16 protein-coding genes and 1 pseudogene are annotated in these 13,596 nt (G+C 50.6%); 9 read left to right on the top strand and 8 right to left on the bottom strand.

Features of this window, described 5'->3' with window-relative positions; translation table 11 throughout:
* Positions 1–5: 5 nt before the first annotated feature.
* From CRO74_RS14920 to CRO74_RS14905, 4 genes are all read right to left on the bottom strand, one after another.
* Complete coding sequence (locus CRO74_RS14920; protein ID WP_097126823.1) at positions 6–2,132, bottom strand: AAA family ATPase; 2,127 nt, start codon at positions 2,130–2,132, stop codon at positions 6–8.
* 37 nt (positions 2,133–2,169) lie between these two features.
* A complete protein-coding gene (locus CRO74_RS14915; RefSeq protein WP_097126822.1) occupies positions 2,170–2,559 on the bottom strand; it encodes a LytTR family DNA-binding domain-containing protein in 390 nt (129 codons plus the stop codon).
* Between the two features lie 1,118 nt (positions 2,560–3,677).
* Positions 3,678–4,175, bottom strand: coding sequence for a DUF2231 domain-containing protein (locus CRO74_RS14910; protein WP_097126821.1), 498 nt, complete (start codon positions 4,173–4,175; stop codon positions 3,678–3,680).
* 78 nt (positions 4,176–4,253) lie between these two features.
* The gene (locus CRO74_RS14905; protein WP_245877852.1) at positions 4,254–4,883 is read right to left on the bottom strand and encodes a DUF4142 domain-containing protein; all 630 of its coding nucleotides are present in this window, start codon (positions 4,881–4,883) and stop codon (positions 4,254–4,256) included.
* Between the two features lie 361 nt (positions 4,884–5,244).
* On the opposite strand from CRO74_RS14905, the gene CRO74_RS14900 reads away from it, so the two are divergent.
* The 3 genes from CRO74_RS14900 (at position 5,245) to CRO74_RS14890 (ending at position 7,055) form a co-directional block, all read left to right on the top strand.
* The gene (locus CRO74_RS14900) at positions 5,245–5,484 is read left to right on the top strand and encodes a hypothetical protein (RefSeq protein WP_012928631.1); all 240 of its coding nucleotides are present in this window, start codon (positions 5,245–5,247) and stop codon (positions 5,482–5,484) included.
* 454 nt (positions 5,485–5,938) lie between these two features.
* Positions 5,939–6,379, top strand: a complete 441-nt coding sequence (locus tag CRO74_RS14895) for a response regulator (RefSeq protein WP_097126820.1) — start codon at positions 5,939–5,941, stop codon at positions 6,377–6,379.
* 193 nt (positions 6,380–6,572) lie between these two features.
* On the top strand, positions 6,573–7,055 hold the full coding sequence (locus CRO74_RS14890; RefSeq protein ID WP_097126819.1) for a response regulator: 483 nt from the start codon (positions 6,573–6,575) through the stop codon (positions 7,053–7,055).
* Positions 7,056–7,186: 131 nt separating this feature from the next.
* Here the strand turns inward: CRO74_RS14890 and CRO74_RS31990 are convergent, their stop codons facing one another.
* On the bottom strand, positions 7,187–7,294 hold the full coding sequence (locus tag CRO74_RS31990; RefSeq protein ID WP_245877873.1) for a hypothetical protein: 108 nt from the start codon (positions 7,292–7,294) through the stop codon (positions 7,187–7,189).
* Between CRO74_RS31990 and CRO74_RS31985 the strand changes: the two genes are divergently transcribed.
* The 6 genes and pseudogenes from CRO74_RS31985 (at position 7,272) to CRO74_RS14865 (ending at position 10,921) form a co-directional block, all read left to right on the top strand.
* A complete protein-coding gene (locus tag CRO74_RS31985) occupies positions 7,272–7,469 on the top strand; it encodes a hypothetical protein (RefSeq protein ID WP_245877851.1) in 198 nt (65 codons plus the stop codon). The two genes, CRO74_RS31990 and CRO74_RS31985, sit on opposite strands and share 23 nt — an antisense overlap.
* A 75-nt stretch (positions 7,470–7,544) precedes the next feature.
* Positions 7,545–7,970, top strand: coding sequence for a hypothetical protein (locus CRO74_RS14880; RefSeq protein WP_144035920.1), 426 nt, complete (start codon positions 7,545–7,547; stop codon positions 7,968–7,970).
* Between the two features lie 274 nt (positions 7,971–8,244).
* Complete coding sequence (locus CRO74_RS31980) at positions 8,245–8,487, top strand: hypothetical protein (protein WP_245877850.1); 243 nt, start codon at positions 8,245–8,247, stop codon at positions 8,485–8,487.
* Positions 8,484–8,660 carry a hypothetical protein gene (locus CRO74_RS31975; protein WP_245877849.1) on the top strand — a complete coding sequence of 59 codons (177 nt, stop codon included), beginning with the start codon at positions 8,484–8,486 and terminating at the stop codon, positions 8,658–8,660. Before CRO74_RS31980 ends, CRO74_RS31975 begins: the two co-directional genes overlap by 4 nt.
* Before the next feature lie 28 nt (positions 8,661–8,688).
* Positions 8,689–9,558 (top strand): glycosyltransferase family 2 protein, encoded by an 870-nt coding sequence (locus CRO74_RS14870; protein WP_097126817.1) that lies wholly within the window; start codon positions 8,689–8,691, stop codon positions 9,556–9,558.
* A gap of 74 nt (positions 9,559–9,632) precedes the next feature.
* Positions 9,633–10,921: pseudogene (locus tag CRO74_RS14865) on the top strand (cytochrome c oxidase subunit I).
* Between the two features lie 98 nt (positions 10,922–11,019).
* Here the strand turns inward: CRO74_RS14865 and CRO74_RS14860 are convergent.
* The 3 genes from CRO74_RS14860 to CRO74_RS14850 all read right to left on the bottom strand — a co-directional run bounded on the left by CRO74_RS14860 (position 11,020) and on the right by CRO74_RS14850 (position 13,481).
* Positions 11,020–12,375: a family 1 glycosylhydrolase gene (locus tag CRO74_RS14860; protein WP_097126816.1), complete on the bottom strand. Its 1,356-nt coding sequence runs from the start codon at positions 12,373–12,375 to the stop codon at positions 11,020–11,022.
* 362 nt (positions 12,376–12,737) lie between these two features.
* Positions 12,738–12,926 carry a hypothetical protein gene (locus CRO74_RS14855; protein ID WP_097126815.1) on the bottom strand — a complete coding sequence of 63 codons (189 nt, stop codon included), beginning with the start codon at positions 12,924–12,926 and terminating at the stop codon, positions 12,738–12,740.
* Between the two features lie 111 nt (positions 12,927–13,037).
* Positions 13,038–13,481, bottom strand: coding sequence for a hypothetical protein (locus tag CRO74_RS14850; RefSeq protein WP_097126814.1), 444 nt, complete (start codon positions 13,479–13,481; stop codon positions 13,038–13,040).
* Positions 13,482–13,596: the final 115 nt, after the last annotated feature.

Here is a 13,596-nt window from a genome sequence, read left to right as displayed (position 1 = left end):
CTTATTCAAGCCAGTTTATTAAACAGAGCAACCCATCCCTTAACCGTTTCGGGTTGAAGGCGGGGCACCAGTTTGTCGAACGTTTTAGCCACTTGCCCAGCCAGGGTCAATCGCCAGTTGAGGGCCAACGTATAGCCGTTGTCGTGTGCAAACTGCTCCATCTGGCGTACAATGGATTGGTCAGGAAGTAGTATGTAATCAAAATCATCGGTTTGTCTTCCGCGATACATCCGCGAAAAATGCCGGGCGAGGTCATTCGCGGGCAGAAAATCTTCCAGCACCCGTTCGTCTGACTCGGACTCGCTCAGTATAATTACGTGCGATGGAGAGCTGGTGTACGACGTATTCACTAAGGCATTGGCCAGGGCGTGCCCAGTAGCGTTTCCATCGAGCAGCACGTAGGGCAACGTGCCCACCTGCTGGCCCAGCATCCGCGTAAGGGGCTCAACGCCCTCTATCCCGCCCACGGGTATGAACAACAGGTCTTTTGTGGCCGGATGCGCCCCCGTTTGCAATAGGTATGATTTTATGAGTTGCAGATAAATCTGGCTGGCAACGTCGTTGACGAGTACGGGCAAACAGGAAGTCAGGAGTTGTTCGGATGCCCGCAGATTCAGCGCGGCCCGGATGGGGTAAAACGACTCCTCTGCTTCCTGTGCCGTTGCCCGGTAATCGTCGGATACGACCGAGTTACCGTCTGTCCCAACGTACAGCATTTTAAGGTTACTCAACTCCTGGCTGCCAATCAGGAAAGGCGAGTGCGTGGTATAAATGAGCTGGTTATTTCGGGAAAGTGAATGCAGAAAGGTCAGCAGGTCCTGCTGCGCAATCGGGTGAAGCGATAAACCCGGCTCATCGAGCAATAGAATACAGTTAGAATGACCGTTTGCCTGCTCGGCCCGGAAGGTCAAGAAGAAGCTAAAGAACCATTGCAGCCCTTTACTGCGGCCATCCAGCTCGATCTCTTCGGTGCGTTTTTCGTCGCTCACCCAGATCCTGAAATGATTGCCATCGGCCTGGAACCGGAAGCGGTAGTTTCCCTGCCGCCACCAGTCCTGAAAGGCTTTCGTGAGCTGAGCCGAAGCGGCCTGAAGAATAACCTCCCGTTTCTTTTTATTCTCCCGTTCCTGATCGACTGTGTTTTCGAGTGCCGTTTCAACGACTGTACTGTCGATGCGCCCGTACGAATCGCGGGTAATGACCTTTGTCTGACTTATCTCCGAGCCTAACTCCAGAATTTCTTCGGGTTTGAGCTGAACAAAATCGAACAGCACCTTCAACGTTCTGACTCTGGCCCGTTCCTTAAAGCCCAGGTCCTGTCGGGTACTGTTCTGAATAACGTGAGGCAGGTAAATTTCGGCGTCCAGATTGCCGTAATCCGTGTAATAAACGAACCTCGGCAGCTGATCGATAAACAGTTGTTGCTGATTCGGGGTCAGCACAATACGTTTATGAGTAAGCAGCCGGGCAATATTTTCGAGGGGTGTTTTTAGTTGTTCGTCAACAAAAAGCCGGAACGTTTGCCGCCGGGAGTATTTAACGGTTATGAACTCGTCCAGCTGAGAAATCAGGTTGTACACATCGTACTCGCCTAAACTGCCCGACTCCGGCAGAAGCGCAATCAATCGCTCGATAAACTCCCGAAGGTCCTGCGAGATTTCCTCCTTATCCCGCGTAATGAGGTCGCTCGTCAGGTATTGTTCGTAAAAGTTAGTTAATAGAGAATGAATATATTTATTGGGGTACTGCCCTAAAAACGAACCCGGGAAGTTCACCTCATACCGCCCGTTGTAGTACCGGGCCACCTCCACAACCGACAGAAGTTCGTTGCTATACCCCAGCTTTGCCCCCATTTGAGCCGTAACGGACTCATCCAGCTTGAATGTCGCCCGAATAAAGGGCTCTTTCCCCGAGCTGGTATCGAAGGTTACGTATTGCTTCCGGGGGTAATCAGTCAACGGAACGATCAACTCGCCGTTCGATGGATTCAGCTTTTGAAGGGCTATCAACAAGTTCGTTTTTCCCGACTCGTTGGTGCCAACCAAACAGGTACAATCGTTAATATTTATCTCGCCCGAGTCAACGATTGATCTGAAGTTGGTAACCCGGAACGATTGCAAGAAGAAGGGCATTAATCAGCTGAGTTAGACCCTAAAAGTAAACTATCTTTTACGACTGTTTCAACAAATCGCGCTTTATTACCATCCACCGTCGGCGGGAAATTACGATTTCGTCGCCATTGGTCAAACGTACGAACGGCCCCCGGTGGGTTATCAAGATTTTTTGAATGAGGTTTCGGTTTACTATACAGTTTTGGTGTACCCGGATAAAGTCACTATCAGGTAGCTTATTGACATAATATTTGATGGTGTAGGCCATCATTTGTCTACTGCCATCGGCCCATTGCAACCAGCTATAACCACGTACGCCTTTAATAAGGACCAGGTCTTTAATCGATCGGGTTTGCCAGCCTAACTTGGTGTCGTTGACCCGAAGAAAACTAACTCTTTCCCGATTGGTTAAAACATCGATGTAACTTTTTTCAATATGGTTAATCATAGTTGGAATAATAAATTAATGTGGATACTATGCTTAAATATATCGCTCAAGTAACCTATCATTAGAATTAATTAGCTAATAGTACAAAAATATAACCTCTATGAACAAGTACCTTCGTAAAGGGTACATACCGAAATCTGTCTTTTCAGACCTTAAAAAAATATCTTAAATCGATTGTTACACTGAATAATCCCATTGGTATAGAACAATGGGCTGTCAAGAAAAAAACTCTAATTCTCAACAATACGCTACGTGAACAGATAGAACGATTTCAAGAAAACTGCTTCTAATGAGAATGCACACTCTACATTCACCGCACACCTGACTCGCTAGAAGAAGCCCCACAGTGTTAGTTATGTAACTCATTTGGATAGGAGAATCGACTATCTAAAATACTGGGGCAGTCTCGTACAGTTATGATTCTAACTGCCCACCGCTGGTGAATGCTTTTGATGGCCAAGACCGCCTGTAGACTACTTGTGTAGACAGAAGAAAGTGGCTAAAAAAGTAATACAAAAATTAATTACGGTTACATAAAATTGACCAAAAATCTCTCTCGATTAGGTTCGATGTTATAGTCTATTTTTAGATAGCAGAGTAGACAGCAGTTCACCACCAAAAAAGCGATCTGCCAGAAGCCCCCTCCTATATTTTGGCAGACGCAGCTATATAGGGGTAACGACCTCTTTTATAGTAAAGGATTGTCTTTCGTATGGATAAAGCAGTATTATATAAAAATCGGCAGTCATTTCGCTGCTTGCGATGACTTTATATGTTTAAAACGAGAAGTGTATAAAAGAATTTGTACTCAAAAATTAAGGAGCACATACTTCAATTACTACTCAATAAGTCGTTCATCCTACTTCATTAAAATAGGTTAATAACTTCTTACACACAGATTTATTGGTATATCTTCGGGCTGGCTGACCAAAGCAGGAGAAGATGGTCCTTCCTAACGTCTGGCATGTCAATGCAAGACAGAATCGTTCTTCGGAAAGACAGGAGAAACGACAAGAAAGAAATTGATTTGCCCATTCAGAAGGGCAAACTTGACTGAAGTGAAGGAATTAGCCAGAGGAAAGCAGAAGCACAAGGTACCGAAAATGCCCGATACGGGACTATCGACTCATCTCTCCGGCGGGTCGGCCAGACAGTGAGCTCGGCGCGTTCAGATGTGCGTCTGGATCAACCCCTACGCCTAACCGATCGACCAGTTCGCCACCCAGCCAGCCACTAAGTCCGCCCACAGCAAACGCAGCAAATGAGCAGATCAGGGCCAGGGTTGGCGGTTGATGGCCGGGCTCGTCGGTGCGGAGCCACCAGCTCAGGCCAAAGAGAAGGATGACGGCTACGTTTCCCAAAGCATGAAACAGCCCGATTCGTTTGGCACGGGTTGCGGCTGGAATAGCCATCCAGTCGATCAGGCCCGGAACGGCCGCAATGACGCCCCATAGCAAACCGGCGGTTATCATCCAGTAAGCCACCACGGCCATGGTTGAGTTATCGTTAAACAGAAAAATGATGTCAAAAGAGACCGATGTTAGTAGTAGACCCAGCGGAAAAACCACTAAAATTGGATGAGCCGGATGCCCGGCCACTTTTGCTCTGCTTTCCATGAGTATCATTTTTATGGGTTACTGGCTGTACCAGACGGCGTTCTGTTGTCTGGTACAGCCAGTAGGTAATCCGATCACTTACATAGCGTTCATGATTTGACGCGCTACTTTCAAATGGGTCTTCACCAGCGGATGAGCTGCTTTGGCGAGGTTTTTCATGCTGGGGTCCGTTGCTTTCGACTCCACCATCGACATGACACTGTCGAGTTTCTCGTGGCCTTTAACACCGCTTTCGGTCAGGTACAGGCGGTCGAACGACATACCCGTTGCGCTTTGCAGCTTGGTCAGTACAGCCTGTGTTTCCGCGTCGGGCGAGGTGGGCAGCGTAACGCCTTTGGCCGAGGCAATCTCCTGAAGTTTAGCCGACAAGCCCGTTTGTTCGTCAACTTCCGCCTGCGCCAGTGCCTTCACCTGGTCGTTGGTTGCGTTCTGTACCGCCAGTCGGCTAGCTTCAAGCTGCATCATACCTCCTTTGGCTACCTGCATCATCAGATCCTGGTCGGCCGTAGAGAGCTTAGCAGAGTTCGGGGTTACAGCGGCAACGGCGGCTGCTCCCTTCTTATTCTGACTGTCGAATGCCGACATGCTTTCGTTGCCAACCTTGCTGGTTGACCCGCTGCTCATCGTCGAATTTGTTTGTTGTGCCAACGATGCGTTGGTAAGTGCCAGGACCATAAGCAGGCCCATTGCCATTGATTTGGTGTTCATAACGTTTGTTTGTTGTAAGGCTGAATGACTCAGTTTTCTATTCCGCAACGACCCGTTTACACCATCTGTTTATGGCTTTAAAGGATAATAAGGTAACGGGGATGATGGACATTGGCTTTATGTATTCAAAAATGACATTCCACTAACTTATGAGATAGATAAGTAGAGCCATTTTGTCAGTCATACACTGATCAATTAATTAGAAGCGTTTAGAAATAAACCTTACTAACTGACAATAAAGTACTTAAGTATCAAGTGAGGTAGAAAATTCCTCCTTTCAGGCTAAATATGCCTTAAACTTTCCGGTTACGGGATGGTTAAATGAGGCAAACAACGACTAAACCGATCAACGTAAAGCGCTATGGAAGACGAAGATAAAGAAGCCATCATCCGGGCTAAACAGGCCGTTTCGCCCGCCGGTTTGGGTGACCGTTCCGATAAATCGACGACATTACCTGGTAATGACTCACCCGAAGACACGCCACTCAGTGGCATGGACATAAGCCCATCTGATCCCGAAGAGGACGATGACGTGGCCACCACACATCCTAATCGAAATGCCGATGGTAAGGTGGACATTGGCAAGCCTCCTTATAGTTAAGCAACCTACTCAACCGAAAGGCGTTTTCGCAGGAAGACGCCTTTTTTTATACCTATCCGTAAGTTCCGCTAATAGGCATCGCTGGTAAAAAATACCCAGTATAGATTAGTTGAAAAACGGAACACTGTACCGAAACTCCTGGTGGTCTATTACGGGAATTTCGCACAAGGAGACTGCCGGACTGGTCGTAACTAATCGCATCCTTTCGGGTCCCTTCCCGCCCTGGCCGACACTACTTTTGGCAGCTCTTTCCAGAACAGCATACGACGTACCCGGGCATTGGTACTCATTAGTGTAGAGACCCTTATTAAGTTTGGGCGCTGTCAAACATGCCCTAATCAGACCAATAGCTAGTCAGCAGAGGACCGTTACCTTACTTATTTACTTGTCGACACACATCTTTAAGCCTAAACCTATTAATGCCACGAAACAATTTCTTTATGTACGTGTGTCGATGAGTCAGGATCAACAAAAAAACTGGATGATGGTGGTCGAAGATCAGGTAGATGCATGGCGATTGCTGAAGGGTGCCCTACGGCGAACGTTGCCGCATGTGCTGACAGTCGACGCCGGTAATGGCCCCACGGCCTTGAGTTATCTGCAGGGCTGTCTGGTAGAACGTCGGCCCCTACCCCGCATGATCCTGATGGATTTGTACATGCCGACTCTGGAAGACGGCCTGCAACTGCTCCATACGCTTAAAGAGCCTACGTCTGCTTACCACCATTTACCGGTTGTTGTGATGAGTTCCTCAACAGACCCCCGCGATCGTCAGCAGATAACCCAGCGGGGAAGCAGCTTCCTGACAAAACCGATTTCCTACGCGGACTGGGATTCTTTTCTGGCCAGTATAGATCGATACTGGGCTGAAAGCCTGACGATTCCGCCGGTTTAACCGCCATCATAGCTGCATTAAGTGGCTTAGCAACCACGTCTTTAGGGCTGGGTTAGCGAGTCGGCTTAATAGGTTTGAACGTTTATTTTAGAAGAATCCCGGACAGCAGGGTATGAAGCGGAGTGAAAAGTTTTTAATCGATTACATCAGTAGGTTGTTACATTGGTAATCGATTACTATCTCCCTTATACGTATGAAAAGCAACAATGAACAAGTAAAAATTAAAGCTAACTTCAATCTGGCCAAAGTGCTCGTTATTGATGATAGCGATGATCACTGGCATCTAATCCAAAAAGCGCTGAAAACGTGCCTTCCCGAAGTGGCATCAGTCAGAGCGGCTAGCCCGCAGCAGGCGCTCACGCTTTTAAAAGAATGGGAAACTCAGGAGTGGGAACTACCTAAACAGATACTACTGGATTTGTACCTGCCCGACCGGAAGGATGGCTGGGGAATATTACAGCAGATTAAGGCCATGCCCGCTCCGTTGAATCAAATTCCGATTGTAATGCTTAGCTCATCGACAGATAATTATGACATTTTAGAGGCCTATCAACTTGGTGTTTCCTCTTATCTGGTAAAGCCCGGTAGCTACGACGAATGGCTGGCTTACTTTCAGGAATTGCGGGCTTACTGGTGGGAAACCACTACGTTACCGCCCTTACAGTTCACCGTATAAGTAACTATATAGTACTAATTAACTGTTCGCAAACAGTCAAAAATAACTAGCTTCACTGTCGGCCATCTCCCTGCCCGACAGACGATGAGTAAGGTAACGGCTCTTCTTATTCGCAACCGCTGCCTTACTCATCACGGCTCCATTTGGTGGCCCACCAACGCGTTAACCTCGACTTGCAGCTGAGCCTCCGCTGCAAACACCGACCCTCTCCCTGCATTGAAAAGTTCGTTTTCTTCCAGACTTCGAACGGCCTGTTCTACCGCATTGAGGGCACTGCCCCCGGTTCAGGATCGTGTACCCGGCATCCAGAACGGCCTCCCGCCCCTGCCGAAAGGCTTTTTCCTGTTCGGGTGTGATTTCTGTTCGGTTAATCGCTCCCGAACCGCCATGTATGGCAATTGTGTACATACGTGAAGTCGTCGAGTGAATACCGGTATAACCCAGGTGAGTTGTGCATGTTGCTATATATACTCAACGTCGGTGAATACCATGCGACTACGATTCCGAAACTCAATTGAGGAAATGGCGCTGGAGATTCCGGTCAAATCCTCACTTTCGGGCCACACATCCGACCGATCCATGTTGCTGTCAGTTATACCGACAAACAGAGTATTTGCCAACAAAACGACTCGAATCATGAACAGACAGATTAGACAGTACACGAACCAGGCGGAGGATTCATCAGGGCAGGGACCATCGGCCAGCGAGCACACAATCGACGTAGCTGGGGGTATAAACATAACCGGCGAAGAAGGTAAGGCAGATGCCGAGCGCCTGACGAGCACGCAAACGGACGCCAAAGACGAAGAGGGCGATTCGACCATTCTGGGCGCGGGCGGCTTAGCCGGTGGCCTATCGGGCGATGGCGAGCGCACCAACGAGTATGATGCCGCCGTTATGAGGCTGGATGATTAAGGTGTTTACTATCTCTATTCAAAAAAAGTGAGCAAACCTCCGTTTGCTCACCAGTACCAGTTGCTTACCAGTACCAATTCCTTACAGCTTCGTTTACGCCTGAGCCCATTTACTATACCCGAATCTCCGGGGCAGTTGTTGACTGACCCCGTTCCCTCACACGTCCGGATTTCGGCTGGACCCTGACTCGGTTAGCAGGTTACGTTCAGGGTGTCAGCAACCCACCGCTCCAAAACTGACCCAATGTTTTCAGTAACATAAATTGATCGAGTATATGATTGACGAACGGGCGACAACCTGGAATCAATTGATGGACTTCCTGTACGAAGATGCCTGGACGCCATCGCTCAGACGATTTCGCCCGCCGTTTGCTTTTCGGGGAATGGCCGATGTGGCCTTTTCGCTGGATACGTCGCTGATGCGTCTGGGAGAAGGCTGCCAGAAAAGCGAACGGCATTTACTGCTAAACTTCAAGAAATATGCCCTCCATGCCCCGATCTGTACCGAAAATACGTGATCGACCACCGCCTTAAATGGGAAATACGCGACAAACTCGATCAGGCCAACATCAACGAACGCGTGCTGTTTCCCGGTTTGGATGGGCTGAGCCGGTGGCTGCGTCGTCAGTATGTGCAGGCAGACTGCCATCAGCCCAGCACCGACTATCAGAACATATTTACCAGACAATAAGGACGTGATCAGAAACCAAACCAACTATATGCTGTCCGTACAAGACATTACCATTGTTATCGTTACCCGAAACCGCGTAGAAACTCTACTCCGGACACTGGGCAAATTGACCAGCCTACCCCAACGTCCACCCATTATTGTTGTCGACAATGCTTCTACCGATGGTACGCCGGACCGCGTGAGAACAACTTTCCCGATGGTAACGGTATTACCGCTTGAACAAAACAAGTGGTGCGCTGCCCGCAATGACGGGGTTGAACTGGCGCAAACGTGCCTGGTCGCTTTTTGTGACGATGATTCGTTCTGGCAACCACCCGCACTGGGTCGGTCAGCTACCTATTTTAGCAAATACCCCCACCTGGGCGTGCTGGCCGGTAAAATCCTCATCGGCGATTCAGAAGAGGTCGACTCCGTCTGCGATGCCATGCTCAACAGCCCTGTTACGGACCCTCGTCCGCTGCCCGGCCCAGCGGTGCTGGGTTTTGTTTGTTGTGCCGCCGTGGTTCGGAAAGAAGCGTACCTGAGTGTCGGCGGCTTTGACCACCGATTTGCCATTGCGGGCGAAGAGCGAATGTTTTCGGTCGATATGCGCACCAAAGGCTGGAGTCTGGCCTATGCCGATGATGTGGTAGCGCATCATTACCCGTCTCAGTTGCGCAATCTGGCCCAGCGGACCCGGCACATCACCCGCGATACCCTCTGGTACTACTGGCTTCGTCGCCCCGCCTATTACGCCATGCGGCACACGATGCTCATTTTCAAACAAATACAAAAAGACATCAACGTGCGACAAGGTTTCCTGGAAGCGATAAAAGCCGCTCCCCAAATTCTGCTGGATCGGGAGGTTGTGCCTCCGCCGGTCGAAGAGCAGATCCTGCGCATCGAAAGTTTTTATTGAAGGCTATTTACTTCTCTACTGCTATGGTAACCACAGCGATCATTATCGTTACAGCCCTTCTTCTCAGCTGGTTAATGGCCGGGAGCGCCAGGCCGAAAGCCAGTCGGGCCAGCCAGCGAACCGACGCCATTGCCACCGGAACCAAAGCCCATCACGCGCTTCATGCCGAACACGAACCGCAAAGCAAACTACGCCAATACCTCTTTTCCGAGGATCACAAGACCATTGCCCGGCAGTACCTGATTACGGGTATTTTCTGGGCAATTATTGGCCTGAGTCTGTCCATTATCTTCCGGCTTCAGTTGGGGTTTGGTCAAATGGACCTTAGCTTTCTGCGGCCTCTGCTGGGTAGCTGGATCAATCAGGCGGGAAAGATCGACCCAGCTTTTACCTGTCCGAGATTTATATAAAAGGGGAGGCACTCCCTAATATGGGCGGAAGTCCTATTCTGTTTCAGCATCTGTTCTGGTTCCTGGGCCACCCGGAAGTGTACATCGTTATTCTGCCCGCGCTGGGCATTACCTCCGAGATCATTGCCACCAATGCCCGTAAGCCTATTTTCGGGTATCGGGCCGTGATCGCGTCGATAATGGGTATTGCCTTTTTATCCTTTATCGTCTGGGCGCACCACATGTTCGTATCGGGAATGAATCCGTTTCTGGGGTCAATTTTCGTGTTCCTGACCCTGATCATTGCAATGCCCTCGGCGGTGAAAGCCTTCAACTACATCACCGCCCTCTGGCGGGGAAATATTCGGTTTACCCCGGCCATGCTGTTCTCCATTGGTCTTGTTTCCTTTTTTATCTCCGGCGGGTTGACGGGTATTATTCTGGGTAACTCAGCGCTGGATATCGAACGGCTGGGTTATGTTCACTTCTGGCTAACCTTCGTGGGTATTTACCTGGTTTTCTTTCCCATGCATTACGTAGGTATTGCGGGCTTTCCTCGCCGTTATTATGCCTTTACCAGTTATGATTTCAGTAAGAATGTATTTGCCGATATGGACGCGTTTATTACCCTGGCCGCCATTATTACGTTCGCGGCTCAGTGAGTGTTCATCTATAATTTTGTGTATAGTCTGTTCAGAGGCCGCAAAGCCGTACAAAACCCCTGGCGGTCGAATACACTGGAATGGACGGCCCCCATCCATCCGGGGCATGGCAACTGGCCGGGCGATATGCCGGCCGTCTATCGCTGGCCATACGACTACAGCAAGCCCGGGGCGAAAGAAGATTTCATTCCGCAGAATGTGCCGTATTCCATGACCCCTGAATCGAACCTGACTCACGAACAGGAGCAGGTACCGCTGGAAAAAGCGATCGAAGCCCAAAACTTAAACGACCAGCTTGCGCAGCATCACTAAGCCAAGCCTAAGGAATGAATCACCGTTTAATAGGCACTTACTGAACACTGAGACGGTCTGTCTCAGTGTTCAGTAAAATTCTGTTTGGGTCCGACTCTTTACTCAACTGGAGTGCTGACTAAAGGCTCGGGAATGCAGTAGATTTGAGCTTCGGGGGTTTGCCACCACCCCGGTCCGGGCGGTATTAACGACGCTATTGGTTCACCGGCGGCTAACCGTTTCAGCATAGGCACCATCTCGGTGGGTTCCGGACTGCCGCTGCTAACGTTGAATACCCCCGGTTCATACCGGTTTTCGAGCCGGGTGAGCAGGCAGTGCCAGTCATACATACCCAAAATTGCCCAGACCGACACGGCCCGGACATCAGCACCGGCGGCCTGTGCCTGCTGCGCGTGCTGCCAGAGTTCGCCCAGCCACCGCATCTGTTGTTCCGGCCGGTCGCCCAGGTGAGCCTCCGTTACGACCATGGGTATGGCATACCGATCCCAGGCCTCCAGCAGTAAGTGAGCCAGACCGCTGCGTTGCGCGGGAGCCGCGCGTACCACCTCTGTATCGGCATACCGATGGCAACCGTTGCCCCCGTGCAGATGAGCCGGATACTGATGAATCCGATGGTCGATGTACCGCTCGCTGGTAACGTAATGATTGACCCCGATTATCGAGGGTGGGCAGGCATGTTCAACCAGAAACCATAAATCTGCTTCCGAAGCGCCCGACTCCCGTAAATACGCCCATAGTGGATGGTGGGGCGTTACCCGTCCGCAGAGTAAATCCCAACCCAGCCACCGACGCTCGTTCTCCAGCTCTGCCTGGTAGCTGAGGAGCGGTGTACTGTGGGTTTTGCCCAGGTCATCGGTCTGGATAAGCTGGGCGTTGGGTTGTACGGCCCTGATTTCGGCCATGACCCGGATGGTGGCCCGGCACTCGCGCAGCAACAGATCGACAAAAGCCCGATTCGACCGACCGTGCGGATACCAGAGTCCGTAGAGTCCTCCAAAACGGGCGGTGGTCAGGGGTTCATTGATGGGCGTATAGGCATCGACCCAGGGGTATCGTTCAGCCACCTGCCGGGCATAGCGGGCCAGCCCGTGTTCAAAGGCCGGTTCATTGTACGTAGCGTAACGGGGGCCGCAGCCGTGGTGCACCAGCCCGACAATAGGCCGGATGCCTAACTGACGCAACCGGTTGAGCCGTTCATCAGGCCAGGTCCAGTTCAGTTCATCGGGGTGATCGGGTGCTGTACGCTCCCACAAAACAGGGTAACGCAGGGCACTGATGCCCAGGTCGGCAATTAAATCCAGATCGTGCAGTCGATCATGGTGACCACTGCGCACCGTCTGATCCTGATACTCTTCACCTACCCGGTTAACAGTACATTCCAGACCGCCCCATAAGGCCAGTTTGTTTAGTAGAGGTTCGTTCGGCGTCCATTTGTTTTGTTTTTGGTTGCTCATCAGCTATTGGCCAGCGGCTGCTCGCTAGAGCCTACTGCCCGCCCCTTGGTTTGGTTTTCTAAACACCGCTCGTCTGCGTACATCTGTTCGTCCATGTGTCTTGTGAGGAAATGGCTTCACGAAACAGCCAGGCGTTATTAATTACTTCAAGTCTTCCGGGCAGTAAAAAGCCTTATGTACCTGACCGCATGGTTCTTAAAGCCACGATGAAGCCATTTTGTTTTTGGCATCACCCTACCCAGTACCTTTCCCAATCTGGCAGGTGTTTTTAAGACGAGGTGGCCAATTAATCGTACTATCACTAACTGGCCACCTCCACAAGTCTCTCATGCACCTGCCCGGCTGGAATCGAGATCGATTCGTTACGCGTTACCGCCCGATACGGTCGCTGGTCCCATTTCATCCGAGCCCGCAGCATCGTCTGCATCATCGTCGTCCAAATCATTATTCGTATCGAAATCCTCATCGGCACCAGCCGCGTCGATTATGTGAGTACCCTCGTCGACACCACCCCAGTCGACAGGAAAATAGGTTCTGATTCGTGTTTGCATGGCCTTATTCGTTCAACAGACCGGGTTTCAGCCAACGTCCCCCGGTTGAATCACACACGGGTATCGGGTGATCCAACCGGGGGACGTTGCTTCAACTTAACCGGCATTCACTTATTTTTCCGGAGGAGTGCTGGTGGACGACGAAGAGCTGCCACTAACACTCTGGTTATTGCTATTCCGTTTTGCTTTCCGACCGCTCCGGCCCTGGTTCTGGGATGAGCCCTGCGTGGTTGAGCCAGACTGCGTAGAGACCGAACTGCTACCCTGATTACCGGTACCGTATGTACTCGACCCGCTACCCGTAGTGCCTGTGCCCACCGTTGAACCGCTACCCGTAGTACCCGTGCCCATCGTTGAACCGCTGCCGGTGGTACCAGAGCCAGTTGTGCCGGAGCCCGTTGTTGACCCACTCGTGCCGCTCGTGCCTGATGTGCCCGAACCCGTATTGGTAGTCGTGCCATTCGATGAGCTGCTTCCTGAATTCGTTGTCTGCGCCTGTGCGCTAAAGGCTGCTACTGTCAGTAACATGGCCCCCATCATTACGATCTTTTTCATTGGTCAAACTGATTTATAACGTTGTTAATGAACAGGGTCTTAACGCCCAATAGGGGAAGAGGAGCCTACTGGTGAGCGTAATAAATGAGGTAACGGTACAGCTTCATTTTGTGGC

It is taken from the genome of Spirosoma fluviale (genome assembly GCF_900230225.1).
Classification (GTDB): Bacteria; Bacteroidota; Bacteroidia; order Cytophagales; family Spirosomataceae; genus Spirosoma; species Spirosoma fluviale.
The sequence above is the reverse complement of the archived record's forward strand: the minus strand, read 5'-3'. Positions and strand labels throughout refer to the sequence as shown.

Coding starts and splice junctions, on each gene's coding strand:
- CRO74_RS14920 (WP_097126823.1), bottom strand. CDS start 2,132: ATGCCCTTCTTCTTGCAATCGTTCCGGGTTACCAACTTCAGATCAATC.
- CRO74_RS14915 (WP_097126822.1), bottom strand. CDS start 2,559: ATGATTAACCATATTGAAAAAAGTTACATCGATGTTTTAACCAATCGG.
- CRO74_RS14910 (WP_097126821.1), bottom strand. CDS start 4,175: ATGGAAAGCAGAGCAAAAGTGGCCGGGCATCCGGCTCATCCAATTTTA.
- CRO74_RS14905 (WP_245877852.1), bottom strand. CDS start 4,883: ATGAACACCAAATCAATGGCAATGGGCCTGCTTATGGTCCTGGCACTT.
- CRO74_RS14900 (WP_012928631.1), top strand. CDS start 5,245: ATGGAAGACGAAGATAAAGAAGCCATCATCCGGGCTAAACAGGCCGTT.
- CRO74_RS14895 (WP_097126820.1), top strand. CDS start 5,939: ATGAGTCAGGATCAACAAAAAAACTGGATGATGGTGGTCGAAGATCAG.
- CRO74_RS14890 (WP_097126819.1), top strand. CDS start 6,573: ATGAAAAGCAACAATGAACAAGTAAAAATTAAAGCTAACTTCAATCTG.
- CRO74_RS14880 (WP_144035920.1), top strand. CDS start 7,545: ATGCGACTACGATTCCGAAACTCAATTGAGGAAATGGCGCTGGAGATT.
- CRO74_RS31980 (WP_245877850.1), top strand. CDS start 8,245: ATGATTGACGAACGGGCGACAACCTGGAATCAATTGATGGACTTCCTG.
- CRO74_RS14870 (WP_097126817.1), top strand. CDS start 8,689: ATGCTGTCCGTACAAGACATTACCATTGTTATCGTTACCCGAAACCGC.
- CRO74_RS14860 (WP_097126816.1), bottom strand. CDS start 12,375: ATGAGCAACCAAAAACAAAACAAATGGACGCCGAACGAACCTCTACTA.
- CRO74_RS14855 (WP_097126815.1), bottom strand. CDS start 12,926: ATGCAAACACGAATCAGAACCTATTTTCCTGTCGACTGGGGTGGTGTC.
- CRO74_RS14850 (WP_097126814.1), bottom strand. CDS start 13,481: ATGAAAAAGATCGTAATGATGGGGGCCATGTTACTGACAGTAGCAGCC.